This is a genomic window from Neobacillus sp. FSL H8-0543 (assembly GCF_038592905.1).
Taxonomy (GTDB): Bacteria; Bacillota; Bacilli; order Bacillales; family Cytobacillaceae; genus Neobacillus.
This window is the reverse complement of record NZ_CP151943.1, coordinates 644,042-666,783: the sequence shown is the minus strand read 5'-3', so window position 1 is coordinate 666,783 and position 22,742 is coordinate 644,042. Positions and strand designations below refer to the sequence as shown.

Here is a 22,742-nt window from a genome sequence, read left to right as displayed (position 1 = left end):
ATAATTCTGACACTTTTACAACAGCAATTTCCTTAATATATAGAAAAACCTTTTACCATTTTGTAAAATAAACTGCATGGGGGGATTATTAATGGATAAAGAAGTGAAGATTTTAGTAGTGGATGACGAGGAAAGAATTAGACGATTGTTAAAAATGTACTTAGAGCGTGAAGAATATATTATTGATGAAGCAGAAGACGGAAATGAAGCTCTAGCTAAAGCTACTGCAAATGACTATGATGTAATCCTATTGGACTTAATGATGCCTGGTAAGGATGGAATTGAAGTCTGTCGTGAACTAAGAGAAAAGAAAGCTACTCCCGTTATCATGCTAACAGCAAAAGGCGAAGAGATTAATCGTGTTCAAGGCTTTGAAGTGGGAACGGATGACTATATTGTAAAACCATTCAGTCCGCGGGAAGTAGTACTTCGTGTTAAAGCTTTACTAAGAAGGTCTTCTCAAACAAGTTATTTGCAAACGGATACGACTACAAAGGATGTCATCGTATTCCCGCATTTAACAATTGATAATGATGCTCACAGAGTAACTGCAGATGGAAAAGAAGTGAGTTTAACGCCTAAAGAATATGAATTACTTTATTTTCTTGCAAAATCTCCAGATAAGGTTTTTGATCGTGAACAGCTTCTGAAAGAGGTTTGGCATTATGAGTTTTTCGGAGACCTGCGTACAGTTGATACACATGTAAAGCGTCTGCGTGAAAAATTAAATAAAGTTTCCGAACAAGCGGCCAGAATGATTGTTACAGTATGGGGAGTAGGATACAAATTTGAGGTAGTTAATGAATGACCTTTTTGCGGAGTGTAGTAGGTAAACTTTGGTTTACCATTATCTTTTTGGTTGCCTTTATACTTTTTATCTTAACCGTAATGCTTGTTGAATTTTTTGAGAATATAAATATCGTAGAAACAAAAACTGAATTAACCCTTGAAGCAGAAAAAATTGCCAGGGTGCTTGAAAGGCATCCAGATGAACAATTTCCTGTCGGTTTAGAAATATCGTGGGAGATTATTGATGATGTTACAAAGGTAGTTATTATCAAAAATGACCAGGAAGTATATTACTCTCCCAACACGCAAAAATCAGTAAAGTTATCAGTAACAGATATTCGTGAAGACGTGGAATTATCTAAGGTGTTTGAAGAAAATATTGCAGTGGAAAAAGTGTCTAAACTGACTGATGCAAACATAGATAAGGACACGGCAAAGTATTCAATCATCGGTGTACCGCTACAAATAACTCCAGGATTGAATGGTGCAGTTTTTATCTATCAATCTTTAGATATTGTTCAACAAACAACCCGATCAACAACTAAATTTATTTTACTTGTTGCTGGTGTTGCGATAATCCTTACGACTATTTTTGCTTTTTTCTTATCTACAAGAATCACGGCACCATTGAGAAAGATGCGAGAAGCTGCTTTTGAAGTAGCAAGAGGGAAGTTTGATACAAAAGTACCCATTCTTTCACATGATGAAATTGGTGAGCTTGCAACTGCCTTTAATCAAATGGGGCGTCAGTTGAAATTCAATATGAATGCGCTTAGTCAGGAAAAAGAGCAGCTTTCGAGTATTTTAAGCAGTATGGCAGACGGGGTCATTACCTTTAACCGGGATGGTACGATTTTGATTACCAATCCCCCTGCCGACCGCTTTCTCCAATATTGGTATTATGAAAATGGAGGAAATAGTTCAAATATAGAAGCAATCCCTTCAAAGGTAATGGAGCTTTTTCAACTGGCCGTCGATACAGAAAATGAGCAGATAGGTGAAATATCGCTTCAAGGACGTTATTGGGTTATACTCGTTAGTCCGCTCTATAGTAATCAATTTATTCGCGGTGCAGTCGCTGTAATTAGAGATATGACAGAGGAACGCCAACTGGAGAAAATGAGGAAAGATTTTATTGCCAATGTTTCGCATGAACTCCGGACCCCAATTTCCATGTTACAGGGCTATAGTGAAGCGATCGTTGATGATATTGCCGAATCCCAAGAAGAAAAGAAGGAAATGGCAAAAGTTATTTATGATGAGTCCTTGAGGATGGGGCGACTTGTAAATGAACTGCTTGATTTGGCTAGAATGGAGGCAGGTCATATTCAATTAATGAATGAGGAAGTAAATCTTTCATCCTTTTTGAATAGGATTGTCCATAAATTTCAGGGACTTGCGAGAGATAATGCCATTCATTTAGGTGTTAAAATTGAAAATGACATACCAATGCTTTCATTTGATCCTGATCGGATTGAACAGGTTCTGACTAACTTAATTGATAATGCAATCAGGCATACTCCTGAAGGCGGTTCGGTTAAATTAACCGGCTCAGTGGAGGAAATGGGTGTTCGGGTTGAAGTGTCTGATTCAGGTTCAGGAATTCCGGAAGAAGATTTGCCGTTTGTCTTTGAACGTTTCTATAAAGCAGATAAAGCAAGAACAAGAGGCAGGACAGGCACTGGTTTAGGCCTAGCAATTGCTAAGAATATTATCGATGCGCATCGCGGGCATATTTCCGTGCAAAGTAAAATAGGTCAAGGTACGACATTTTCCTTTTTATTACCACGAAAATAGGAAAAAAAACAAAGATTATGCCGATAGTTCTTGATTCACAAGGAACATTTACCTGTTAAATTGATTATTAATATAGTTAGATCTTTCACAAAAACAAAAAACTCATCCAATCAGATGAGTTTTTTGTTTTTGTGGCTTCCTTTTACCTTTGCTCTGTTATGGGTTATAGTTGATTTTATAACTCTGTTGATTGGAGTGGAAATCAATAGCCAAGTTTAAAAGGGATTTACCATTAAATACCTTTCAATTTAGTTGAAAAAAGTCTATATTAAAAAGTGAAACTTTATATACATACATGTCGACTAATTTAATGAACGGGGAGGGGAAATGATGGACTCCGTTTTCGATGAACTTTATCAAAAATATCATCAAGACGTATTTCAATTTTTGTTTTACATGGTAAGAAATAAAGAACATGCAGAAGACCTTGTTCAAGAGGTATATATAAGGGTGTTTAAATCCTATCATCGTTTTGAAGGGAAAAGCAGTGAAAAAACTTGGCTCTTTTCAATTGCGAGGAATGTTGCAATTGATTTTTTTCGTAAGCAAAAAGGATGGAAGGATAGAATTTTAGAGAAATTTGATTGGTCTAGCAATCAAGTTAAAGATGAATATCCAATCCCGGAAGAAATAGCTATTCAAAATGAAGAAATTAAGCGGATTTATGATTGCTTAGAAAATTGTACAATGGATCAAAGGTCAGTTATTATTCTGCGGTATTTAGAGGACTTATCCATTAGCGAAACCGCACAAGCCTTAGGCTGGACGGAAAGCAAGGTGAAAACAACGCAGCATCGCTCATTAAAGGTATTAAAGAAACAAATGGAGATGCTTTATGTAAAGGAGGGATCAGAAAGTGAAAAAGTCAGAGTGGAGCGATGAACAGCTCGAAGAATTACTAAGGCAAATGCCAAAAATACAAGATAATCGCAATCCTCGTGACATATATCAAAATCTTTCCAGGAAAAATCGCAGACAACCAGCATGGCTGATACCAGCCTTTGCAATAGCGGCTGCATTACTTCTTTTTATTTTACTAATTCCTAAGTTTATGATTGGTGACGAATTTGCTCTTAATGGAGCTAGAGAGGATAAATCTTCTTTTGTAGAAAAAGCAGTTGAGGATAATGATACTTCGATATCTATGAACAAATCACCCGTCAATGAGGGAAAATCAGGCGGTGAACAAGAATTTACGACGGCTACCGCAAACCAAACAGCCCTTTATGATCATGAACTGGGAAATGGAAAGGTATTGAACTATTGGATTCCAGACTCACAGGCACAAATAATAATACCCGTTTCAATAATTGTTAATTCTGATGAGGGGAACTGGTTAAGCTTATTAAATAAATCTATGGGGGCTTTGACAGAGGAAGACTGGGGGCTAATGGAGTACTACCCATTAAATGCAACCCTTGAATTATCAGCAGATGGTACGAGTGTTACGGTCGATGTTCCTTCGGATCATTTATATGGGCAAGGGTCTGCTAGCGAAACGCTTTTTATTACTGTATTAAAAAATTTGATTTCATCAAATAGTGATATACAAAAGATTTACTTATCGACCAATTCTGAACCAGGGATTGAATTTAGTAATTATGGACCTATTAATGAAATTGATATCGACTCAGTGGAAAAGGTGGCATATTTCCTTTATACTCCAACAGGAATAGATAAACCTTTTATTGTGCCATCCCCAGATACGTTTACGACAATAGAGGAAGCATTTGAAGCCATGTATGTAGATATACCAGACTTAGGTTTAACAGCTTCCCTATTACCGTCATTTCTTTTTAAGGATATTACAATTGATAATAACCGATTAATCTTAACAATGGACGATAACACAAAAATGAGCGATACCGAAGAGATATTATATTCCTTTGAAGCGCTATTGTTAACTGCTAAATCATTTGGCATTAACACGGTTTTAATTAAAAATGCACCGATTAGCCAAATAGGTCCTTTTGATTTATCAGCAGAAATTAAAGTACCAGTAGCAGCTAATTACCGTACGATCCAATAAAGAATAAAAGATTAACCAGCAATGGGTAATCCTGATTGTCAAGAAAGGGTATATTACTCGAAATTTTTTTATTTTGCCTAATCTTAATTGATTATAAAAAAATAAAATAGCCTATGCGCCTGGCCTGTTGATTTCCACTCCAGGTGCTTCGCTTTCCGCGGGCAGTCCGGGAGCCTCCTCGTCGCTTCGCTCCTGCGGGGTCTCCCGTGACTTGCTCTTCCCGCAGGAGTCTACGCACCTTCCGTGGAAATAAACAGGGGGTAAATGACATAAGTATTGCCACACGCTTTTCCGAGTTTAGCTAAGTGTGTGGCAATCTTTTGCATTTTTTGAGTTAGATATTGAGGGAATTCATGCAGTTCATGGACAGATAATATAAATTCTTGTAAATCTATAGAGGATATTGGTTATAAGTTATTCAAGATAGAAAAGAAGTTTTTTCCGAAACTTAATGAAGAACTAATTGAATATCATTATATTCTAACTAAACAAAACTGGATAAAGACAAAAAAATAACCTTTTATTAAAAGATAAAATGTGAAGCATTACACTTAAATTAACGGATAAACATCTGTAGAGAGAAGTGCATTATTTATTTTATAACTCTGTTGATTTGCGCGGAAGGCACGAAGACTCCTGCGGGAGTACGGGGCCGGGGAGACCCCGCAGGCGCTTCAGCGCTGAGGAGGCTCCCCGGCACGCCCGCGGAAAGCGAAGTGCCTGGAGCGAAAATCAACAGACATGTTGCAAAGACATATTATGTTGATAACATTCAAATAAGAAAATGCGGTGAATTGTTAAAGTAATTCGATAAAATAAGAGGCTGTCGAAGGTTTCTCGACAGCCTGGATTAACCAGCGATGGTTAATCTTTTTTTTTCTAAATTGAAATCCAGCCCCAATCATGATCAGATGTTCTAAAAGCATTAAAGCGGACATATGGTTTGGTAGGACAAGAACTAAGGAGGAATAGAATTGCTAGATTACATGAGAAGACTATTAATCGTCGCAATCATGGCGCTATGTGTGAGTCTATTATTTTTAGGCGGAAAACCTGCTAAAGCGCAAACGGACGATATTAATATGGAAACACGTGCAGAAATTTATTGACAATATTATAAAAAGAATACTTTTTCCTATTCAAAATAGATTATTTCCAGTATAATAAGGGAGTAATTAAATATCGATCTATCTTCGGGGCAGGGTGAAATTCCCGATCGGCGGTATTAGAGTATAACTCTTTAGCCCGCGAGCCGTTATGGCAGGATTTGGTGTGATTCCAAAGCCGACAGTATAGTCTGGATGGGAGAAGATGGAGGTTCCGCAACGTTCAAAAAATACATGTTTAATGAACGTTTATTAAGGATGCCTTTGTAACTCCCTCAAGTGTTTAACTCTTGGGGGTTTTTATTTTTTTGGCATTTGAACAAGTTGCGTTGAACCTCTCTTCCTTACGCGATGGATCAAAAGGAGAGAGGAAAAATGAAAAAGAAAAAAAATGTAAGAGCAATGGTGTCAATTGGAATGCTGAGTAGTATCGCTTATCTATTAATGCTGTTAAATTTCCCGCTGCCGCCATTCCCGAACTTCTTATTTATCGATTTCAGTGATCTTCCTGCATTGATTGCAGCACTGATTTTCGGACCTGTGGCAGGAATATTAGTTGAGTTTTTCAAAAATGGACTTGATTATATTATGACAGGAAGTCAAACGGGTGTACCAGTAGGTCATATTGCTAATTTCCTTGCGGGAGTATTGTTCATTTTGCCCACTTATTATGTATACAACAAGCTTAAAACTAGAAAGGGCATGACAATAGCCTTGATTGTAGGAACTGTAATAATGGCAGTAATGATGAGTATATTAAATTATGTGTTTATCTTACCTGCGTATACAGCCCTTTTGAAATTCCCTGATATGCGAAACCTAGTGGTACCTTGGATATTGCCATTCAACATCTTAAAAGGTGTACTTATGTCGTCTATATTTATGCTCTTGTTTATTCGTATGCAAGGCTGGATAAATAAATCAGCAGTTATTAAAAGTGCATAATTTTATATTTAAAAGGCAGCCAGAGCTACTGGCTGCCTTTTGTTTATTAATAGCAGGGACAATAAAAAAAACCCCCGCCACAAAAAGGAGGGGGAGTAACTCAATGATTTGTTATGACAAAATATTATTCGAACTTTGTTGGGTTACCATCAAATGACTCGTCAGCAACCTTAATGGAATCAGTAGGACAGCCTTCGAATGCATCCATCATATCATCGATTAATACGTCTGGAATTTCAACAATTCCTTCGTTATCATCAAGTGTTACAAATGCAATACCTTCATCATCATAATCGTAAATATCAGGTGCTGCTGCACCACAAGCACCACATGCAATGCAAGTTTCTTTGTCAACAATCGTATACTTTGCCATGAAAAAAAAACCTCCCAGTATAATAACTTACTTATAAACACATTAAAAATGGAAACGCATAACTCAATACTATTGTAAAACTGTATGAGTAACTTTTCAATAGAAAATTGCTTATTAACTTGCAGATAGTTTAATTTGTATCCTTAATCCTACACAATTTTAGTCCACATGAGGGTTTCATTCATGGTATGATAAATAGAAAAATAGTGTATTTTGTCGATACTCATCAAAAGTGGTGGATTAATATGCAAAATATCGAAATTATTATGTTATATTGTCTAAAGCAATTGAATGGTGAACGGACAATTTATTCTATTTATCATTTACTTAATGGAAAAAAATCATCCCAAACCATTCAAGATGCCCATTTATTCTCGCTAAAGAATTATTTTCGTATATTAGAACCTTTAACTCGGGATTCGTTTGATATAGTTTTCAAACGTTTACTTGATAAAAATTGGGTGGAACCTATCGGTGACCAAATCTATAGACTCAGTTCATCTGGTTTAGTGAATTTGCAAAAATTTCCACCTCCAAAATATATTAATGGATGGAAATATCATCATATATCAACAGTAGTCTGGGAAAGGCTATCATTGCTTACCCAAGTTACTTCAAATTTAACTTTTCAAGAGACACGATACATTCCAATTCAAAAAAATAAAGAAGTTCATAGATGGTTAAAACGTGTACTGAAGGAGTATCCACTGCCCAGAGAGGCTTGGGGAAATACACTCTTTACAGAACTAGTAGATTGTTTTAATGAAGAAAAGGATATTAATCCATCAGTGCTTGTATTTCGTTTAACTGGATATCAGCAAATTGGTTTAACCTCTTTACAATCATCTAAAAAGTTAGCTATGGACCCTATTAATTATCATCTAGAGTTTCTCAACATTCTTCACTTTATCATCCACATGATTGAAAGTGATACTGGCCGTTATAAATTGTTATCAACCCTGCTTGCAGACTTAATGGAGCATAGCATCTTAACCCTTTCGGCACGTAAAACATGGGAACTTCTCAATCAAGGGTTTACCATTGAACAGATATCTGCTAATCGAAACTTAAAAAATAGTACCATTGAGGATCATCTTGTTGAGTTTGCCCTAAACATAAAAGAATTTTCAATTGACCCATATGTAGAAAAAGACATTCAGGAAAAAGTAATGCAAATCTCCCGTCAAGGGGCCACAAGACAATTAAAGTTAATTAGAAACAAATTGCCAACGGCATCTTATTTTAAAATCAGGCTCGTACTAGCGAAAAATGGTGATCAATCATGAAATTAGAACTGCTTTTGAAAAAGCACTTTGGGTACCAAACGTTTCGAAAGGGCCAAGAAGAGGTTATTACATCCATTCTTAGCGGGAAGCATACATTGGCAATGCTACCCACAGGAACAGGTAAATCGATGTGTTATCAGCTTCCGGGTTACTGCCTTGAGGGCCAAATATTAATCATTTCTCCGTTACTATCCTTAATGCAGGATCAAGTGGAGCAGTTGATGAAGTTTGGTGAAAAACGAGTAATTGGCTTAAATTCTTTTCTTAGTTCTAATGAGAGAATCCAAGCATTACGTAATCTAAATAAATATAAATATATCTTCATCTCACCTGAGATGTTAAGTGTGACATCCATTCTAGCTAAACTTCAAGAACTGTCTATCGCATTATTTGTCGTTGATGAAGCCCACTGTATTTCACAATGGGGGTATGACTTTCGCCCTGATTATTCTAAACTCGGAGAGGTAAGAAAAAAGTTAGGAAACCCCCTTACGCTCGCACTCACTGCTACAGCAACAAAAAAGGTTAGAGAAGATATTGTTCGATCCCTTAATATAAATGATATGAACAAGATAGAATCCACGGTTGATCGGCCAAATATCGCCTTATATGTAGAGAAAGTTAATGATTACCACGACAAACAAGCAAGAATGCTAGAATTAGCTAAACAGATGCAAAAGCCGGGGATTATCTATTTTTCAAGTAAAAAAGTTGCTGAGCAAATGGCTTTGCTTTTAAATGACCAGGGAATAAGTAATACAATGGCCTATCATGGAGGATTGGACCAGGAACAAAGGATCTTAATACAACAGCAATTTATACATGGCCAATTAGATGTGATTTGTGCTACGAGTGCCTTTGGCATGGGGGTAAATAAAGAAAATATCCGATTTGTTATGCATTACCATATGCCGATGCAATTGGAGTCTTATTTACAGGAGATTGGTAGAGCAGGTCGAGATGGGAAGGCAAGTATTGCTATTCTTTTGCATTCCCCCGGAGATGAGCAACTCCCCCTTCAGCTAGCGGAAGGAGAAATACCGTCCTTACAGCAAATTGATTGGCTATTTGCTCAAATACCGCATGAAACCAGGCTTACTCTTAGTACCTTTGATTCACTAAAAAATTTAAGGGAATATGGGGGATTTTCTGAGATTCAGTGGAGAATTGTTCATGACTTTATTAATAGTTATCAAGGGCAATTAGACTCGGAAGGGTTAAAACGAACTATAAAGGAGTTTGTCGAGGAAAGATTGATAGTTAAAAGGCGAAATATCAATCATATGAAAAACTGGATATGTTCACGCTTGTGTAGACGAGACTTACTTTTGGATCATTTTGAAGAAGAAAAAATATATGAAAAGACAGAATCTTGCTGTGATATTTGCGGAGTGGTACTTAATCAATACGAAGCACCAGAGAATGACCTTCCCCAACCACTAAACAAAGAATTATGGCAGGATTATTTAGCCGGAATTTTATTATCTAGTGAGATGAGTAAATGAAAAATAAATATAATGAACTTATAAGCGGATTAACCGACAAACAGTTATTGTTCCACCTATATATGACTCAATTAATCTTATTGGTCATTACATTTATTTTGGGATATATCCTATTTGACCAATTTTCGTTTCTGCAAGCATTAAAGTTTAATGACTTTCGTATCGTTTCGATTGGAATACCGCTTGGGGCTATGGTAGTTATTGTTGATATTTTATTAATGAAATGGCTCCCAGAATCTTTTTATGATGATGGTGGGTTGAATGAAAGAATCTTTAAGAACAGAAAAGTCATTCACATTGCTCTAATTGCTGCAATTGTAGCATTAAGTGAGGAACTGCTGTTTAGAGGGGTTATTCAAACAAAAGCAGGTCTTATTATTGCAAGTGTTATTTTTGCGATCATTCATTATCGCTACCTTTTCAACTGGTTCCTATTTTCTAATATTGTGTTGCTAAGTTTTCTAATAGGGTTTATTTATCAATGGACAAATAATTTAGCCATTACCATTATTATGCATTTTACTATTGATTTTTTGTTAGGTCTTTATATCAAATTTAGGCAGACAAAAGATGCTGATGAACAGGGAGGGGTTTTCCATGAATAAGGAAGAGCCATACAGAGACCAAGCGGAAAGACTAAAGCAGCGAATTGAAAAAATTAATGATAAAAAGCCGGTGGGTGTTCGTGAGCAATTACCTCCTAGAGAGCAAATCCATCGCGAAAAAAGAAAAAAAACAAAATGGAAAGTTAAATATCCAGTAATACGAATATTAGTTTTGTCTTTTATCCTACTGCCAATTATCATGTTTAGTATTTACTCTTATCTTGAAGGAGAAAAAATTGGTGGGCCAATAAAAACCGGAGGTAATTCTTCTAACTACGAAACCATTAATTTTGAAAAATCTTCTCCAGAGAACAAAGAAGATCAAGTTGAAAATGAAGCAATTACTCAAAAAGATAATAAAACAGATGAATCTTCACTTGAGAATGATAAGGAATCGGTTGAAGTTCAGCTGCCAGCCAATCCTGATAACATTTTAGAAACCCCTAGTTCAAATGATGAAATTCCTATTGAACAAGGTTCTGGTAAAGAAAGTGGAACACCAACTGAACCTTCAAAACCTGCAACAAGTCAACCAGCGTCATCTGCACCCACAAGTAAGATTGTCTATCATACTGTAAAATCGGGAGAAACGCTATATAGAGTTGCTATGAATTATTATCACTCTAAAGAGGGAATTATCACGATAAAGAAAGCAAATAATCTTAAAACCGAACAAATAAATGTTGGACAAGTTTTAAAAATACCTTTAGAAAAGTAACCTGTCGGATTTGACCGGTTATTTTTTTTTGTCAAAACATAATTTAAGGGACAAGTTCATAATTATGTAGAAGAGAGGGTGATGAAATTGGATTCTCCAATCCTTTTATTGGAACATACTGATGAGGCAACCAAGCAAATGCTGGAAAATGTAAGAAAGAGAAAACAGAAGTTTGATGAGGCAAAGAAGTGGCACTTTTTTACCATCTATTCAACGCTTTTTTTTGCATTCCTCTTCTTTAGTTATTTTTACCTTACGGTGGCAAAAATTTACTCTTATTCTTTTTTTGCAATGTTTTCTGCCGCTGTCAATGATTCCGTCAATGTCCTGCTATTTTTTGTAACGCTAAGCTTGTTTGGTGCCATGAATGTTTTAAAACAACAGAAGGAAAAGAAGGAAAAAGAATACCAAGAATTAAGATGTGAAATTGTTGACCGCAGCAAGGATTTATGGAAAAAGGAAGATCAATGGGGAAATCGTCATATAATTTTTGAAATGATGAAAAAAAACTATGACATTAACCTTTACCACGAAAAAAAATAAGAAGCAGAACTTTGCTGCTTCTTATTGCAATTTAAAAGATTCTTTTCTTATCCCGTTCATCTTTTAATATTTCAACGGCCTCGCGGAAACGTTGAGAATGAATAATTTCCCGCTCACGAAGGAATCGAAGACCATCATTTAAATCTACATCATCACTAAGATTAATAATCCATTGGTAGGTAGCCCTTGCTTTTTCTTCGGCAGCAATATCCTCGTACAGGTCCGCGATTGGGTCCCCTTTCGCTTGAATATAAGTAGCTGTCCAAGGAGCTCCTGCAGCATTTTGGTAGAATAGTGCATTATCATGGTTTGCATAATGCTCCGCAAGCCCTGCAGCCTTCATCATTTCAGGTGTGGCATCTTTCGTTAATTTATAAATCATCGTGGCTATCATTTCAAGGTGTGCGAATTCCTCTGTGCCGATATCTGTCAGTAACCCGATTACTTTATCAGGAATCGTATATCTTTGATTTAAATAGCGCAATGCAGCTGCAAGCTCGCCATCAGCTCCGCCATATTGTTCAATTAAATATTTTGCTAAGGTTGGATTACATGTACTAACACGAACGGGATATTGAAGCTTCTTTTCATATACCCACATCTACATTTTCCCCTCCTTCGTCAATAGCTAGACTTGCCATGGCCATGGTGAGTCGTTCCAGTTCCAGGGGTGGGCAGAGTAACTGTTTCCAAATTGCATTAAAGGGCCGAATTGGCTTTCAAACGATTTTTTAATACTCTTTCTTTCCTTTGCATAATGATTAAATTGCTTAATGGCCTCAAGATCATCGGGGTGTGTATCTAAATACAAGGTTAGTTCCACTAGTACAAAGTCAACGGTTTGTAACTGCTCTAATATTTGATAATATTCAGCAGGTACCTGTTTCATCTTGGCTGTCCCCCTTTGGCTTTTTCAGATGAATTGTAGTAAGGATCAAAAAAGGCTTTCCACAGTGTACCTGCCCTAAGTGCTTCAGCTGGCGTGAATTGTGGGAGATTTGGCGGTTGAAAGCCCATATAAATATTTGGCGGAGTAGAATAAGTTTTTTCTAGAATTGGCTTGCAGGGGTCAAATGGACCAACGTATGGATGCCAGGTTTTATATAGAGTAAACATGGTAGCCCTCCCTTTATCAACATCATTAATTTATATGAATAATATTTAACTTCATGACATAAATCTTTAATATTAAAAGGGTTTTTCAATGGTTTGTTGAAGTATAATAGGTATGTAGGATAAATACATAGAGGTGATGGGTATGTACGTAAAAAATATTATGCTTCCAAAGCATCATAGTGTGACTGTACAACAGGACATGATATTAAAAGATGCCTTGGAGCAATTAGAGAAGCATCAAATTGATGGGGTACCAGTATTGAAGGGGGATCAGTATATAGGGGTTGTAACACGCTATAACATTTATGAAAGCTGTTTCCTTTCTAGTAAAGACAAAGATGAGTATATAACGACAACCTCAGTTCTAGACATTGTTACTCATCAGGAAAAGTACTTACAGGGTGATGAAGTATTTGAAAAAACGCTTCTAAGCTTAAAAGACTTTCCGTTATTAGCAGTGGTTGATAAGAATCGTAAATTCCTCGGAGTTGTCACACGCTCAGATATATTAGGTACATTTGGAAGTGCTTTTGGTGTAAACCGTCCGGGTGTTAGGATTGCGTTTACTTCTGTTGAAACAGAAGGTCGTATTGCGCGTCTTTCTGAAATTGCACATCACTTCCACGAACATATTATTTCACTTGTAACATTTGATGAAACAGATAAATTAGTCCGTAGAATTGTAATGAAGGTCGAGAAAAGTAATAATATTGACAAGTTTACTAAAAAGCTAGAAGAGCAGGGCTTCAGAATTTTAAGTATACAGGAAGACTAGTATCGGGAAAGAATCATTATCCCTCTCATACTTAATGTATGGGAGGGATCTTTACGTTAAACTACCCATTTATGGTATGATTTTTATAGGAAATTAAGTAATAAAGGAGAAACATAAGCATGGCTATTGCAATCTTTGTTATTCTACTTCTAGGTACGTGTCTTTTTTTGTATATGGTAAGAGAAGCTTTTCTAAATAATGTTGTCTTCCATGAAATGACTTTTAGTGACTTTCCAGAGTCATTTAAGCAGGTATCAATATTTTTTATCTCAGATATACATAAGCGTCTGATCTCAGATACGATTATAAGTACTGTTTCTGGCAAGGCAGATATCGTAATTATCGGTGGAGACCTGACAGAAAAAGGTGTACCAATGGATAGAGTAAAGAAAAATCTTAATAAACTTAAATCCCTTGGCCCTGTTTATTTTGTGTGGGGAAATAATGATTATGAGACAGATTTTCGTATGTTAGATGCCATTTTTTTAGATAGTGGTGTAAAAGTATTAGACAATACCGCTGTAACCTTTGAATCTGAAACAGGTGATAAACTATGTTTATTAGGTGTTGATGACTTAAATCAGGAACGTGACCGCCTTGATTTGGCATTGCTGGATGCTGGAGAAAAAAGCTTTAAGATCTTAGCCAGTCACTATCCATGGATTACAGAAAAAATTCTCCCAGAACATGAAATCAGACTAGTTTTAAGTGGTCATACGCATGGTGGACAAATACATATTTTTGGTTACAGCCCATATGAAAAAGGAAAAGTAAAAAAAATAGAAAATACTACGATACTAATTAGTAATGGTTATGGGACAACTTCGCTTCCATTGAGGCTAGGGGCTCCTGCAGAATGCCACTTAATTACAATAAAGAATGGTTAGAGTAAGCATGGCAAATCGGAGGAACAAAGATGGCAGATCAAGAGGGAAAATATAATATTAAAGCTGCATCACAAATGTTAGGAATTCAACCTGGAACCCTGAGGGCCTGGGAAAGACGGTATCGAATGATTGCACCAGTTCGAAATGAATCAGGCCACAGGTTATATACTGATGAACATATTAAGATTTTAAAATGGCTTTTGAAAAAAGTAGAACAAGGTTTTACGATTAGTCAGGCAATAGCCTTATTGGATAATAGTCAAGTAAACATTGATTCGGAATCGTTTCCGCTAAATCAGGGCAATCAGCTTACCAGACTGACAGATGAGTTATTTGATGCATTAGTCCGTTTTGATGAAATAAATGCGGAAGAAATACTAAATACTTTATTTAGCGTCTTTACCATTGAAAAAGTTTTTCTGGATGTTTTTAGTCCTATACTAATTAAAATAGGAGATTATTGGGAAGCAGAAAAAGTAACCAGTGCCCACGAACATTATGCCTCTGCTTTTTTGAGATCGCATATGGAAAGGATAGTCTTAAGTCTCCCTAACAGTACACATCTTCCGAAAGCGGTAACAGTCTGCAGCCCAGGAGAATGGCATGAAATCGGGCTATTAATGCTGACTTTCTTTTTACGGAGAAGAGGAATTGCAGTAGTTAATTTAGGCGCAAATATTGCCGAAGAAGATGTTGAGAAGGTAATAAACATTCTACAGCCAGACTTTTTATTTATGTCATGTACACTACAGCAAAATTTGTTAACGGCATTAAATCTTGTTACACAGTTAAGGCTAAATTATCAAAGCCTCCATATTGGAATTGGCGGACAGGCAATTAATCATTTGAAACCTTTGGAGAGAGAGAAATACTCAGAACAAATTGTCGGGCAGAATACTGATGAATGGGAGAAATGGCTGATGGAACGGTTGAGGATGCTGTAGACAAAGCACCAACCTGAGTTAATGACATAAACTAAAATAAGAGTTACGTCATGGCAGGGGGCTCGAGGAGCATGCGTTTAGAAAGATTAACTATTAATAAAATAAAAATTTTCTTAACCTCTGATGATTTATTTGAAAGGGGACTTTCTAAAGACGATATTTGGAAAGATTCAATAAAATGGCACCAGCTTTTCCATGATATGCTGGAAGAGGCTAGCGAGGAATTTGATGTAGACATTCAAGGTTCTGTTGCTGTTGAAGTATTCACTTTAAAAGCACAAGGAATGATTATGATTATTACGGTAGATGAAGCTACAGAGGATGATGAAGTATTATTTGATGGTTTTTTAGAGATGCAAGTCAGGGTTGGTGGCTGTGAGAACTTCTTATATGAGTTCGAATGCTTTGAAGATATTATTGGTCTTTCAAAACGGTTATCCTCCGTTAATATCAATGGGGGCAGTTTGTTTTCAATGAATGATCGTTATTACTTACTGATGAATAATATCGAAACAAGCAATATTGAAAAAGCAGCTGCTTTTTTATCTGAATATGGAGTTCCTTCTATACTTAGTCAGCATCTGCTAGTTGAATATGGGAAGCAAATTATTGAGAATAACGCGGTAGATACCATTCTTCTGCATTTTAAATAGTGTAGTTTGAAGTAGAAGGAGTCCTCCGCTCTTTCTACTTTCAATTGGGTGTATTGGAGTTCCTTAAATAACTATTGGCCAAGATTTATTTTTACGATAATACTTTTATAAAGAGAATGGTAGCGATTTCATATTTTTGTTTCGAGATGAGTGTAAAGTATATTTTTCTCCTTGCATAAATCCGTTTTACGTGTATACTTGTGTCTGAAAGAGCAACATTTGCTAAGTGATTTCTTAGGGGGTTTACATATGGCAGCTGAAAAAGGTAATGAAAAAACGTTTCATGAGGAAAAAAATGATGTGTTGAAATCAACACAGACTGTAATACATAAAGCTCTTGAAAAGTTAGGTTATCCTGAAGAGGTATATGAGCTCTTAAAAGAGCCATTACGTATGATGACAGTTAAAATTCCAATTAGAATGGATGACGGTTCAGTAAAAGTATTTACTGGCTACCGTGCTCAACATAATGATGCAGTCGGCCCAACTAAAGGAGGAATCCGATTCCACCCTAATGTTACAGAAACAGAGGTCAAGGCGCTTTCAATTTGGATGAGCTTGAAATGCGGGATTGTTGATCTGCCATATGGCGGCGGTAAAGGCGGAATAATCTGTGATCCGCGTGATATGTCGTTTCGAGAGCTAGAAAGATTGAGCCGTGGATATGTGCGTTCAATTAGTCAAATCGTTGGACCAACAAAGGATATTCCTGCACCCGATGTTTTTACTAACTCACAAATAATGGCTTGGATGATGGATGAATATAGCCGTATTGATGAGTTTAACTCACCAGGGTTTATTACTGGCAAGCCACTTGTGCTCGGTGGTTCTCATGGAAGAGAATCTGCGACAGCAAAAGGTGTTACTATCTGTATAAACGAGGCTGCTAAAATAAGAGGGATTCAAATTGAAGGCGCCAGGGTGGTTGTTCAAGGTTTTGGTAATGCGGGAAGTTTCCTATCGAAATTTCTGCATGATGCCGGTGCAAAGGTAATTGGGATTTCAGATGCATACGGTGCATTACATGATCCGAACGGACTTGATATTGATTACCTATTAGACCGTCGAGACAGCTTCGGTACCGTTACAAAATTATTTAATAACACAATTACCAATAAAGAATTACTTGAACTTGACTGTGATATTCTCGTACCAGCTGCAATTGAAAATCAGATTACGGCTGAAAATGCCAATAAAATTAGGGCAGGTATTGTTGTAGAAGCAGCAAACGGTCCAACAACCCTTGAGGCAACAGAGATTTTAACAGAGCGTGGAATTCTTCTAGTGCCAGATGTACTAGCATCTGCTGGCGGTGTAACCGTTTCATATTTTGAATGGGTTCAAAATAACCAAGGATATTATTGGTCTGAAGAAGAAGTAGAAGAAAAACTTGAAAAAGTAATGGTGAAATCATTTAAAAATATTTATGATACTGCTCAGACTCGGCGTGTAGATATGCGATTAGCCGCATACATGGTAGGCGTTAGAAAAATGGCAGAAGCAAGTCGATTCAGAGGATGGATTTAATTATTTTATTTGAAACCTGGTGAAAAAACTCCTATCATTACGATAGGAGTTTTTATTTGGAAGTATAGTTTGATTGAAATATTATTGGTGAGGAGTGTCTCTATGCAAATAGAAGATATTATTATTATCGGAGGCGGTCCCTGTGGCTTAGCTGCTGCAATCTCCCTTAAGGAAATTAAGAAAGACCCTCTTGTTATCGAGAAGGGAAATGTAGTAAATGCAATTTATCATTATCCAACCCATCAAACATTTTTCAGCACGAGTGAAAAGTTAGAAATCGGCGGAGTTCCATTTATAACTGAAAGCTATAAACCGAAAAGAAACCAGGCGCTAGGATATTATAGAGAGGTAGTTAAGAGAAAACAATTACGTATTAACTCTTTTGAAAAGGTAACAAAGGTTACGAAACAAGGGGGGAGGTTTCATGTAATTACCGACAAACAGACGTATAGTGCCAAGTATGTTGTAATTGCAACAGGCTATTATGACTCTCCAAACTATATGAATGTTCCAGGGGAGGACTTAGAAACGGTCTCACACTATTTTAAAGAGGCGCATCCCTATTTTGATAAAAATGTTTGTGTGATTGGCGGAAAAAATTCTAGTATTGATGCTGCACTTGAGCTTGATAAAGCAGGTGCAAGAGTAACTGTTTTATATCGCGGAAATCAGTATTCTCCTAGTATTAAACCGTGGATTCTCCCTGACTTTGATGCTTTAGTTCGAAATGGAACAATAATAATGGAGTTTAATGCCCATCTGAAAGAAATAACAGAAGATAAGGTCATTTATGTAAAGAACAATGAAGTTGTTTCAATAGATAATGACTTTGTTTTTGCAATGACAGGGTACCACCCTGACCATCAGTTCTTAAAAAAAATGGGGATTAAAATTGACGAGGAAACAGGAAGACCATTATTTAATCCCGAGACTATGGAAACAAATGTCGACGGCATTTATATAGCAGGAGTGATTGCTGCCGGAAATAATGCAAATGAAATTTTTATTGAAAATGGCAGATTCCATGGTGGTCAAATTGCTCATTCAATTTTAGAAAAAGATGCAAAAGGGTGATAAGAATGAAGAAGGTTATATTATTAACTACTGGTGGAACGATTGCGAGCAAGACAAATAAGGAATCAGGCAAATTAGCTTCAGGGGAATTGACAGGTGAAGAGCTGGCAGCAATGTGTAATCTGCCAACGGATATTGAAGTTATCATTGAATCTGTTTTTCAAAAAGCAAGTATCCATATCACCTTTGAAGATTTAGTTGTATTAAAAGAAAAGATTGAAACCTATTTTTCTGATGAAGATGTTTCAGGAGTAGTTGTAACACACGGAACAGATACCCTTGAAGAAACAGCTTATTTTTTGGATTTGACCATTAATGATCATAGACCTGTAATTATAACGGGCTCGCAGCGTTCGCCTGAGGATTTGGGCAGTGACGTATATATAAATCTTAGACATGCTATTTATTCTGCGTGTTCCGAGGATTTAAAAAATGCTGGCGCAGTTGTTGTCTTTAATGAACGAATCTTTGCAGCAAGATATGTAAAAAAAGAACATGCTTCAAATATTCAGGGATTCAGTGTCTTTGGTTTTGGCTATTTAGGAATTATTGATAATGATGCAGTACATATATTTCAAAAGCCAATTAAGCGTGAGCATTTCAGAATAGTGTCCCCTCTACCACAAGTTGAAATTATTAAATGCTATATGGGTGCTGATGGAAAATTTATTAAGGCAGCGAGAGAGGCTGGGGTCAAAGGGATTGTTCTTGAGGGAGTAGGGCGTGGTCAAGTTGCTCCTTTAATGATGGAGGAAATTGTAAGGTCTATTTCGGAAGGAATATTAATAGTTGTTACAACAAGTGCAGAAGAGGGCTCAGTTTACACCACATATGATTATAAAGGCAGTGCATATGACCTTTTTAATAATGGTGTTATTCTCGGCAGTGATAATGACTCTAAAAAGGCTAGAATTAAATTGGCGGTGGCACTTGCCAGTGGACTGGAAAAGGTAAATTTTTAAGCATGGGTGATAGGAAACTTCCATTTAATTTATTTTGATATCGTGATACCATAGAGGAAACAGATGTGAAATGAGGATTAGTCATGCTGGGAATATTATCAGCCGGAATTGCCCCCGGTTTGGCCTTGCTAAGTTATTTTTACTTAAAAGATGAATATGAATCAGAGCCAATATCTGTTGTCTTAAAAACATTTTTATTTGGAGCTCTGCTAGTGTTTCCGATTATGTTTATTCAATATGTACTTCAAAAGGAAAACATTATTACCTCTGGACTAATAGAAGCATTTCTTTCAGCAAGTCTATTAGAAGAATTCTTCAAATGGTTTATATTGTTCTATCTAATTTACCAACACGCTGATTTTGATGAACCATTTGATGGGATTGTATACGGTGTAGCAGTATCCTTAGGCTTTGCTTCCATCGAGAATATTTTTTATTTATTAGCAAATGGAATTGAACATGCAATTGGTCGGGCATTACTTCCAGTATCGAGCCATGCACTTTTTGGAGTTATCATGGGTTTCTATATCGGAAAAGCAAGATTTACAGAAGGTAATAAAGTAAAATGGATAATATTTTCCTTATTACTTCCCTTTGTCCTCCATGGGTCATACGATTATATCTTAATTTCTCAAGAAAATTGGTTATATATTATACTTCCATTTATGATTTTTCTTTGGTGGTTTGGCTTAAGAAAAGTAAAAATGGCTAAAATCCTAACTGCAAATCATAAGAAAAATCAATATGCTGCACAAAAGACTCTTCATACATAATGAAGGGTTTTTTGTTTATTTTTTCATAAAAGGAATAAAAAAACCAATAGTACAAAAAATAAGGTAACATCTAAAAAGATTTACAACTGGGGGTTACATTACCATGAAGAAAAAAAGACGACTCATCCCGTTAGTTATGCTCATCTCCATATGTTTGATGCCGTTATTATTTTTCGAGAACAATAGTGTACATGCTTTTTCAAATCAAGTAATACAGCAGGGAGCAACAGGTAATGACGTAATCGAGCTTCAATCCCGATTGCAATATCTTGGTTTTTACAATGGCAAGATTGATGGAGTGTTTGGATGGGGTACTTATTGGGCATTAAGAAATTTTCAGTATGAGTTTAGTTTAGAGATTGACGGCCTTGCCGGTAAAGAGACGAAAGAAAAGTTGGTGAAAGCTAGTAAATATAATGAAAAGTTCGTGAAGGAGCAAATCAATAAAGGAAATAAGTTTACCCATTATGGCGGAGTTGACCAAAGTAAACAAAGTGTTCCTAAATCCAAAACGCCAGCCAAAAAGGAAAACACCCAACCAGCAGCACCGAAAGAAACGCCGAAGACTGTAGCACCGCCAAAGAAACCAACAGCAACAAATACTCCAGGCGGGTTTTCAAGTAATGATATCCAGTTAATGGCAAATGCTGTTTATGGTGAAGCAAGAGGTGAACCGTTTACAGGTCAAGTAGCTGTTGCTGCCGTTATATTAAACCGAGTGAATAGTTCCTCATTCCCTAATACTGTTTCAGGAGTTATCTTTGAGCCGAGAGCCTTTACCGCTGTTGCTGATGGACAAATCTGGCTGACACCAAATGAAACAGCAAAGAAAGCCGTATTAGACGCAATAAATGGGATTGATCCCACTGGAGAAGCCTTATATTATTTTAATCCAGATACGGCTACAAGCAGCTGGATATGGTCGAGACCACAAATTAAAAAAATCGGGAAACATATATTCTGCCAATAGAGGGGTGAAAAGATGATTAGAGGAATAATCATTGGTGTTTTAGCAGTAGGTGTCGCCGGTACAGCCTTTTGGGGTTATCAAGAACATCGAGAAAAAAATGCAATTCTGTTAAATGCAGAAAATAATTACCAACGTGCCTTTCATGATCTTACCTATCAAATTGATTTACTTAACGATAAGATTGGGACAACGATAGCGATGAACTCAAGGCACTCATTGTCGCCTTCCTTAGTGGAAGTATGGAGAATAACTTCTGAAGCACAAAATGATGTAGGACAACTCCCGCTTACATTACTCCCTTTTAATAAGACGGAAGAGTTTTTAGCCAATATTGGGAACTTTAGTTATCGTGCCGCTGTACGAGATTTAGATAAAGAGCCATTATCTGAGGAGGAATATGAAACATTAAAAGTTCTTTATAAGCAGTCTGGTGATATTCAGAAAGAACTTAGAGATGTTCAGCATATGGTATTAGAAAATAACTTGCGATGGATGGATGTTGAACTCGCACTTGCTTCAGGTGATGAGGCCTCAGATAATACGATAATTGATGGATTTAAAACAGTGGAAAAAACAGTTTCTGGGTATGAAGAAAGTGACTTAGGACCCACGTTTTCAAATATGCAAAATAAGAATGAAAATTTAAAAAAGATTAAAGGCAAAACCATTTCAAAAGAAGAAGCAATCAGTATTGCAAAGAAATACATGAAATTTGATGGGAATGCAGAAGTAAAGGTTACGGAAAATGGAAAAGGATCTGATTATGGATTCTATAGTGTATCAATAAAAAATAAAAAAACTGGCCAAGAAGCAAGTATGGATATTACGAAAAAGGCAGGGAAACCCATTTGGTTTATTCATCATCGTGAAGTCTCTAAGCAAAAAATTAGCTTAAATGATGCTGCGAATAAGGCTGCTGCTTTTTTAAAGGAAAATGGATATAAAAATCTCGATCTATTTGAAAGTATGCAATATGACAATGTTGGCGTATTCAATTTTGTGACTAGTTTAGATAATGTGAGAATTTATCCAGAAGCGATTAAAGTTGAAGTGGCTTTGGATAATGGAGATATTAATGGCTTTACAGCTGAAGAATATCTAACAACCTTTCAGGAAAGAAAGATTGAGAAACCAGCATTAACAAGTGAACAAGCACGAAGTAAGGTAAATCCAAACTTTAAGGTAATGGAAGAGCGACAGGCCGTAATAATAAATAATTTGGATAAGGAGGTATTGTGTTATGAATTCTTAGGTTATATAGGAGATGACACATACCGGATATTCATTAATGCAAAAGATGGAGTTGAGGAAGAGGTTAACAAGTTAAAAAATGCGGAAGCAGTTTATGATGAAGTCATTTAAGGA

The 22,742-nt window shown here is 36.4% G+C and carries 25 protein-coding genes and 1 riboswitch; of the genes, 21 read left to right on the top strand and 4 right to left on the bottom strand.

The annotated features are described in order from the left end of the window. Positions 1 to 91 precede the first annotated feature (91 nt). From NSS81_RS03510 to NSS81_RS03485, 6 genes are all read left to right on the top strand, one after another. Complete coding sequence (locus NSS81_RS03510) at positions 92 to 808, top strand: response regulator transcription factor (RefSeq protein WP_342432170.1); 717 nt, start codon at positions 92 to 94, stop codon at positions 806 to 808. Beyond that, complete coding sequence (locus NSS81_RS03505; protein WP_342432169.1) at positions 805 to 2,586, top strand: ATP-binding protein; 1,782 nt, start codon at positions 805 to 807, stop codon at positions 2,584 to 2,586. Before NSS81_RS03510 ends, NSS81_RS03505 begins: the two co-directional genes overlap by 4 nt. Positions 2,587 to 2,916: 330 nt before the next feature. After that, positions 2,917 to 3,468: an RNA polymerase sigma factor SigX gene (gene sigX / locus NSS81_RS03500; RefSeq protein WP_342433919.1), complete on the top strand. Its 552-nt coding sequence runs from the start codon at positions 2,917 to 2,919 to the stop codon at positions 3,466 to 3,468. Continuing rightward, entirely contained in the window at positions 3,443 to 4,615 is a 1,173-nt protein-coding gene (locus NSS81_RS03495; protein WP_342432168.1) for a hypothetical protein, read from the top strand. Before sigX ends, NSS81_RS03495 begins: the two co-directional genes overlap by 26 nt. 974 nt (positions 4,616 to 5,589) lie before the next feature. Continuing rightward, positions 5,590 to 5,724, top strand: coding sequence for a hypothetical protein (locus tag NSS81_RS03490; RefSeq protein ID WP_342432167.1), 135 nt, complete (start codon positions 5,590 to 5,592; stop codon positions 5,722 to 5,724). Positions 5,725 to 5,800: 76 nt separating this feature from the next. Next, positions 5,801 to 5,932, top strand: a riboswitch (FMN riboswitch). 164 nt (positions 5,933 to 6,096) lie between these two features. Further along, the gene (locus NSS81_RS03485; protein ID WP_342432166.1) at positions 6,097 to 6,666 is read left to right on the top strand and encodes an ECF transporter S component; all 570 of its coding nucleotides are present in this window, start codon (positions 6,097 to 6,099) and stop codon (positions 6,664 to 6,666) included. Between the two features lie 124 nt (positions 6,667 to 6,790). Here the strand turns inward: NSS81_RS03485 and NSS81_RS03480 are convergent, their stop codons facing one another. Further along, entirely contained in the window at positions 6,791 to 7,039 is a 249-nt protein-coding gene (locus NSS81_RS03480) for a ferredoxin (protein ID WP_066060880.1), read from the bottom strand. 245 nt (positions 7,040 to 7,284) lie between these two features. Here NSS81_RS03480 and NSS81_RS03475 point away from each other — a divergent pair, with 245 nt between their 5' ends. The 5 genes from NSS81_RS03475 to NSS81_RS03455 all read left to right on the top strand — a co-directional run bounded on the left by NSS81_RS03475 (position 7,285) and on the right by NSS81_RS03455 (position 11,696). Continuing rightward, positions 7,285 to 8,325: a helix-turn-helix domain-containing protein gene (locus tag NSS81_RS03475; protein ID WP_342432165.1), complete on the top strand. Its 1,041-nt coding sequence runs from the start codon at positions 7,285 to 7,287 to the stop codon at positions 8,323 to 8,325. Beyond that, positions 8,322 to 9,830, top strand: coding sequence for a RecQ family ATP-dependent DNA helicase (locus NSS81_RS03470; RefSeq protein ID WP_342432164.1), 1,509 nt, complete (start codon positions 8,322 to 8,324; stop codon positions 9,828 to 9,830). The genes NSS81_RS03475 and NSS81_RS03470 overlap by 4 nt, the downstream gene beginning before the upstream one ends. Continuing rightward, positions 9,827 to 10,435, top strand: a complete 609-nt coding sequence (locus NSS81_RS03465; RefSeq protein ID WP_342432163.1) for a type II CAAX endopeptidase family protein — start codon at positions 9,827 to 9,829, stop codon at positions 10,433 to 10,435. The genes NSS81_RS03470 and NSS81_RS03465 overlap by 4 nt, the downstream gene beginning before the upstream one ends. Next, the gene (locus NSS81_RS03460; RefSeq protein WP_342432162.1) at positions 10,428 to 11,153 is read left to right on the top strand and encodes a LysM peptidoglycan-binding domain-containing protein; all 726 of its coding nucleotides are present in this window, start codon (positions 10,428 to 10,430) and stop codon (positions 11,151 to 11,153) included. The genes NSS81_RS03465 and NSS81_RS03460 overlap by 8 nt, the downstream gene beginning before the upstream one ends. A gap of 81 nt (positions 11,154 to 11,234) precedes the next feature. Further along, on the top strand, positions 11,235 to 11,696 hold the full coding sequence (locus tag NSS81_RS03455; RefSeq protein WP_342432161.1) for a DUF2663 family protein: 462 nt from the start codon (positions 11,235 to 11,237) through the stop codon (positions 11,694 to 11,696). A gap of 31 nt (positions 11,697 to 11,727) precedes the next feature. On the opposite strand, the gene NSS81_RS03450 is transcribed toward NSS81_RS03455, so the two are convergent. Genes NSS81_RS03450 through NSS81_RS03440 form a run of 3 tightly spaced genes read right to left on the bottom strand, consistent with a single transcriptional unit; the run spans position 11,728 to position 12,812 of the window. Beyond that, positions 11,728 to 12,297 (bottom strand): manganese catalase family protein, encoded by a 570-nt coding sequence (locus NSS81_RS03450; protein WP_342432160.1) that lies wholly within the window; start codon positions 12,295 to 12,297, stop codon positions 11,728 to 11,730. Between the two features lie 27 nt (positions 12,298 to 12,324). Beyond that, positions 12,325 to 12,585: a spore coat protein CotJB gene (locus NSS81_RS03445; RefSeq protein WP_342432159.1), complete on the bottom strand. Its 261-nt coding sequence runs from the start codon at positions 12,583 to 12,585 to the stop codon at positions 12,325 to 12,327. Next, on the bottom strand, positions 12,582 to 12,812 hold the full coding sequence (locus NSS81_RS03440; protein ID WP_342432158.1) for a spore coat associated protein CotJA: 231 nt from the start codon (positions 12,810 to 12,812) through the stop codon (positions 12,582 to 12,584). The genes NSS81_RS03445 and NSS81_RS03440 overlap by 4 nt, the downstream gene beginning before the upstream one ends. Positions 12,813 to 12,954: 142 nt before the next feature. Between NSS81_RS03440 and NSS81_RS03435 the strand changes: the two genes are divergently transcribed. The 10 genes from NSS81_RS03435 to ypeB all read left to right on the top strand — a co-directional run bounded on the left by NSS81_RS03435 (position 12,955) and on the right by ypeB (position 22,739). After that, positions 12,955 to 13,587: a CBS domain-containing protein gene (locus NSS81_RS03435; RefSeq protein ID WP_342432157.1), complete on the top strand. Its 633-nt coding sequence runs from the start codon at positions 12,955 to 12,957 to the stop codon at positions 13,585 to 13,587. Positions 13,588 to 13,706: 119 nt separating this feature from the next. Beyond that, entirely contained in the window at positions 13,707 to 14,474 is a 768-nt protein-coding gene (locus NSS81_RS03430) for a metallophosphoesterase (protein ID WP_342432156.1), read from the top strand. Between the two features lie 29 nt (positions 14,475 to 14,503). Further along, positions 14,504 to 15,418 carry a MerR family transcriptional regulator gene (locus NSS81_RS03425; RefSeq protein WP_342432155.1) on the top strand — a complete coding sequence of 305 codons (915 nt, stop codon included), beginning with the start codon at positions 14,504 to 14,506 and terminating at the stop codon, positions 15,416 to 15,418. 71 nt (positions 15,419 to 15,489) lie between these two features. Then, complete coding sequence (locus tag NSS81_RS03420; protein WP_342432154.1) at positions 15,490 to 16,071, top strand: genetic competence negative regulator; 582 nt, start codon at positions 15,490 to 15,492, stop codon at positions 16,069 to 16,071. Between the two features lie 249 nt (positions 16,072 to 16,320). Then, complete coding sequence (locus NSS81_RS03415) at positions 16,321 to 17,598, top strand: Glu/Leu/Phe/Val dehydrogenase (protein WP_342432153.1); 1,278 nt, start codon at positions 16,321 to 16,323, stop codon at positions 17,596 to 17,598. Between the two features lie 102 nt (positions 17,599 to 17,700). Beyond that, on the top strand, positions 17,701 to 18,672 hold the full coding sequence (locus NSS81_RS03410) for a YpdA family putative bacillithiol disulfide reductase (protein WP_342432152.1): 972 nt from the start codon (positions 17,701 to 17,703) through the stop codon (positions 18,670 to 18,672). A gap of 5 nt (positions 18,673 to 18,677) precedes the next feature. Beyond that, positions 18,678 to 19,634: an asparaginase gene (locus NSS81_RS03405; RefSeq protein WP_342432151.1), complete on the top strand. Its 957-nt coding sequence runs from the start codon at positions 18,678 to 18,680 to the stop codon at positions 19,632 to 19,634. 83 nt (positions 19,635 to 19,717) lie between these two features. Continuing rightward, a complete protein-coding gene (gene prsW / locus NSS81_RS03400) occupies positions 19,718 to 20,407 on the top strand; it encodes a glutamic-type intramembrane protease PrsW (protein ID WP_342432150.1) in 690 nt (229 codons plus the stop codon). 103 nt (positions 20,408 to 20,510) lie between these two features. Beyond that, on the top strand, positions 20,511 to 21,377 hold the full coding sequence (sleB, locus tag NSS81_RS03395) for a spore cortex-lytic enzyme (RefSeq protein ID WP_342432149.1): 867 nt from the start codon (positions 20,511 to 20,513) through the stop codon (positions 21,375 to 21,377). Positions 21,378 to 21,389: 12 nt separating this feature from the next. After that, positions 21,390 to 22,739, top strand: coding sequence for a germination protein YpeB (gene ypeB / locus NSS81_RS03390; RefSeq protein ID WP_342432148.1), 1,350 nt, complete (start codon positions 21,390 to 21,392; stop codon positions 22,737 to 22,739). Positions 22,740 to 22,742: the final 3 nt, after the last annotated feature.

Bases quoted from the DNA above. Each gene is read 5' to 3' on its own strand.
- NSS81_RS03430 (WP_342432156.1), top strand. From the start codon at position 13,707: ATGGCTATTGCAATCTTTGTTATTCTACTTCTAGGTACGTGTCTTTTT.
- sleB (WP_342432149.1), top strand. From the start codon at position 20,511: ATGAAGAAAAAAAGACGACTCATCCCGTTAGTTATGCTCATCTCCATA.
- NSS81_RS03435 (WP_342432157.1), top strand. From the start codon at position 12,955: ATGTACGTAAAAAATATTATGCTTCCAAAGCATCATAGTGTGACTGTA.
- NSS81_RS03485 (WP_342432166.1), top strand. From the start codon at position 6,097: ATGAAAAAGAAAAAAAATGTAAGAGCAATGGTGTCAATTGGAATGCTG.
- NSS81_RS03505 (WP_342432169.1), top strand. From the start codon at position 805: ATGACCTTTTTGCGGAGTGTAGTAGGTAAACTTTGGTTTACCATTATC.
- NSS81_RS03475 (WP_342432165.1), top strand. From the start codon at position 7,285: ATGCAAAATATCGAAATTATTATGTTATATTGTCTAAAGCAATTGAAT.
- NSS81_RS03470 (WP_342432164.1), top strand. From the start codon at position 8,322: ATGAAATTAGAACTGCTTTTGAAAAAGCACTTTGGGTACCAAACGTTT.
- NSS81_RS03445 (WP_342432159.1), bottom strand. From the start codon at position 12,585: ATGAAACAGGTACCTGCTGAATATTATCAAATATTAGAGCAGTTACAA.
- sigX (WP_342433919.1), top strand. From the start codon at position 2,917: ATGGACTCCGTTTTCGATGAACTTTATCAAAAATATCATCAAGACGTA.
- prsW (WP_342432150.1), top strand. From the start codon at position 19,718: ATGCTGGGAATATTATCAGCCGGAATTGCCCCCGGTTTGGCCTTGCTA.
- NSS81_RS03510 (WP_342432170.1), top strand. From the start codon at position 92: ATGGATAAAGAAGTGAAGATTTTAGTAGTGGATGACGAGGAAAGAATT.
- NSS81_RS03450 (WP_342432160.1), bottom strand. From the start codon at position 12,297: ATGTGGGTATATGAAAAGAAGCTTCAATATCCCGTTCGTGTTAGTACA.
- NSS81_RS03460 (WP_342432162.1), top strand. From the start codon at position 10,428: ATGAATAAGGAAGAGCCATACAGAGACCAAGCGGAAAGACTAAAGCAG.
- ypeB (WP_342432148.1), top strand. From the start codon at position 21,390: ATGATTAGAGGAATAATCATTGGTGTTTTAGCAGTAGGTGTCGCCGGT.
- NSS81_RS03425 (WP_342432155.1), top strand. From the start codon at position 14,504: ATGGCAGATCAAGAGGGAAAATATAATATTAAAGCTGCATCACAAATG.
- NSS81_RS03410 (WP_342432152.1), top strand. From the start codon at position 17,701: ATGCAAATAGAAGATATTATTATTATCGGAGGCGGTCCCTGTGGCTTA.
- NSS81_RS03480 (WP_066060880.1), bottom strand. From the start codon at position 7,039: ATGGCAAAGTATACGATTGTTGACAAAGAAACTTGCATTGCATGTGGT.
- NSS81_RS03415 (WP_342432153.1), top strand. From the start codon at position 16,321: ATGGCAGCTGAAAAAGGTAATGAAAAAACGTTTCATGAGGAAAAAAAT.
- NSS81_RS03465 (WP_342432163.1), top strand. From the start codon at position 9,827: ATGAAAAATAAATATAATGAACTTATAAGCGGATTAACCGACAAACAG.
- NSS81_RS03405 (WP_342432151.1), top strand. From the start codon at position 18,678: ATGAAGAAGGTTATATTATTAACTACTGGTGGAACGATTGCGAGCAAG.
- NSS81_RS03440 (WP_342432158.1), bottom strand. From the start codon at position 12,812: ATGTTTACTCTATATAAAACCTGGCATCCATACGTTGGTCCATTTGAC.
- NSS81_RS03455 (WP_342432161.1), top strand. From the start codon at position 11,235: ATGAAATTGGATTCTCCAATCCTTTTATTGGAACATACTGATGAGGCA.
- NSS81_RS03420 (WP_342432154.1), top strand. From the start codon at position 15,490: ATGCGTTTAGAAAGATTAACTATTAATAAAATAAAAATTTTCTTAACC.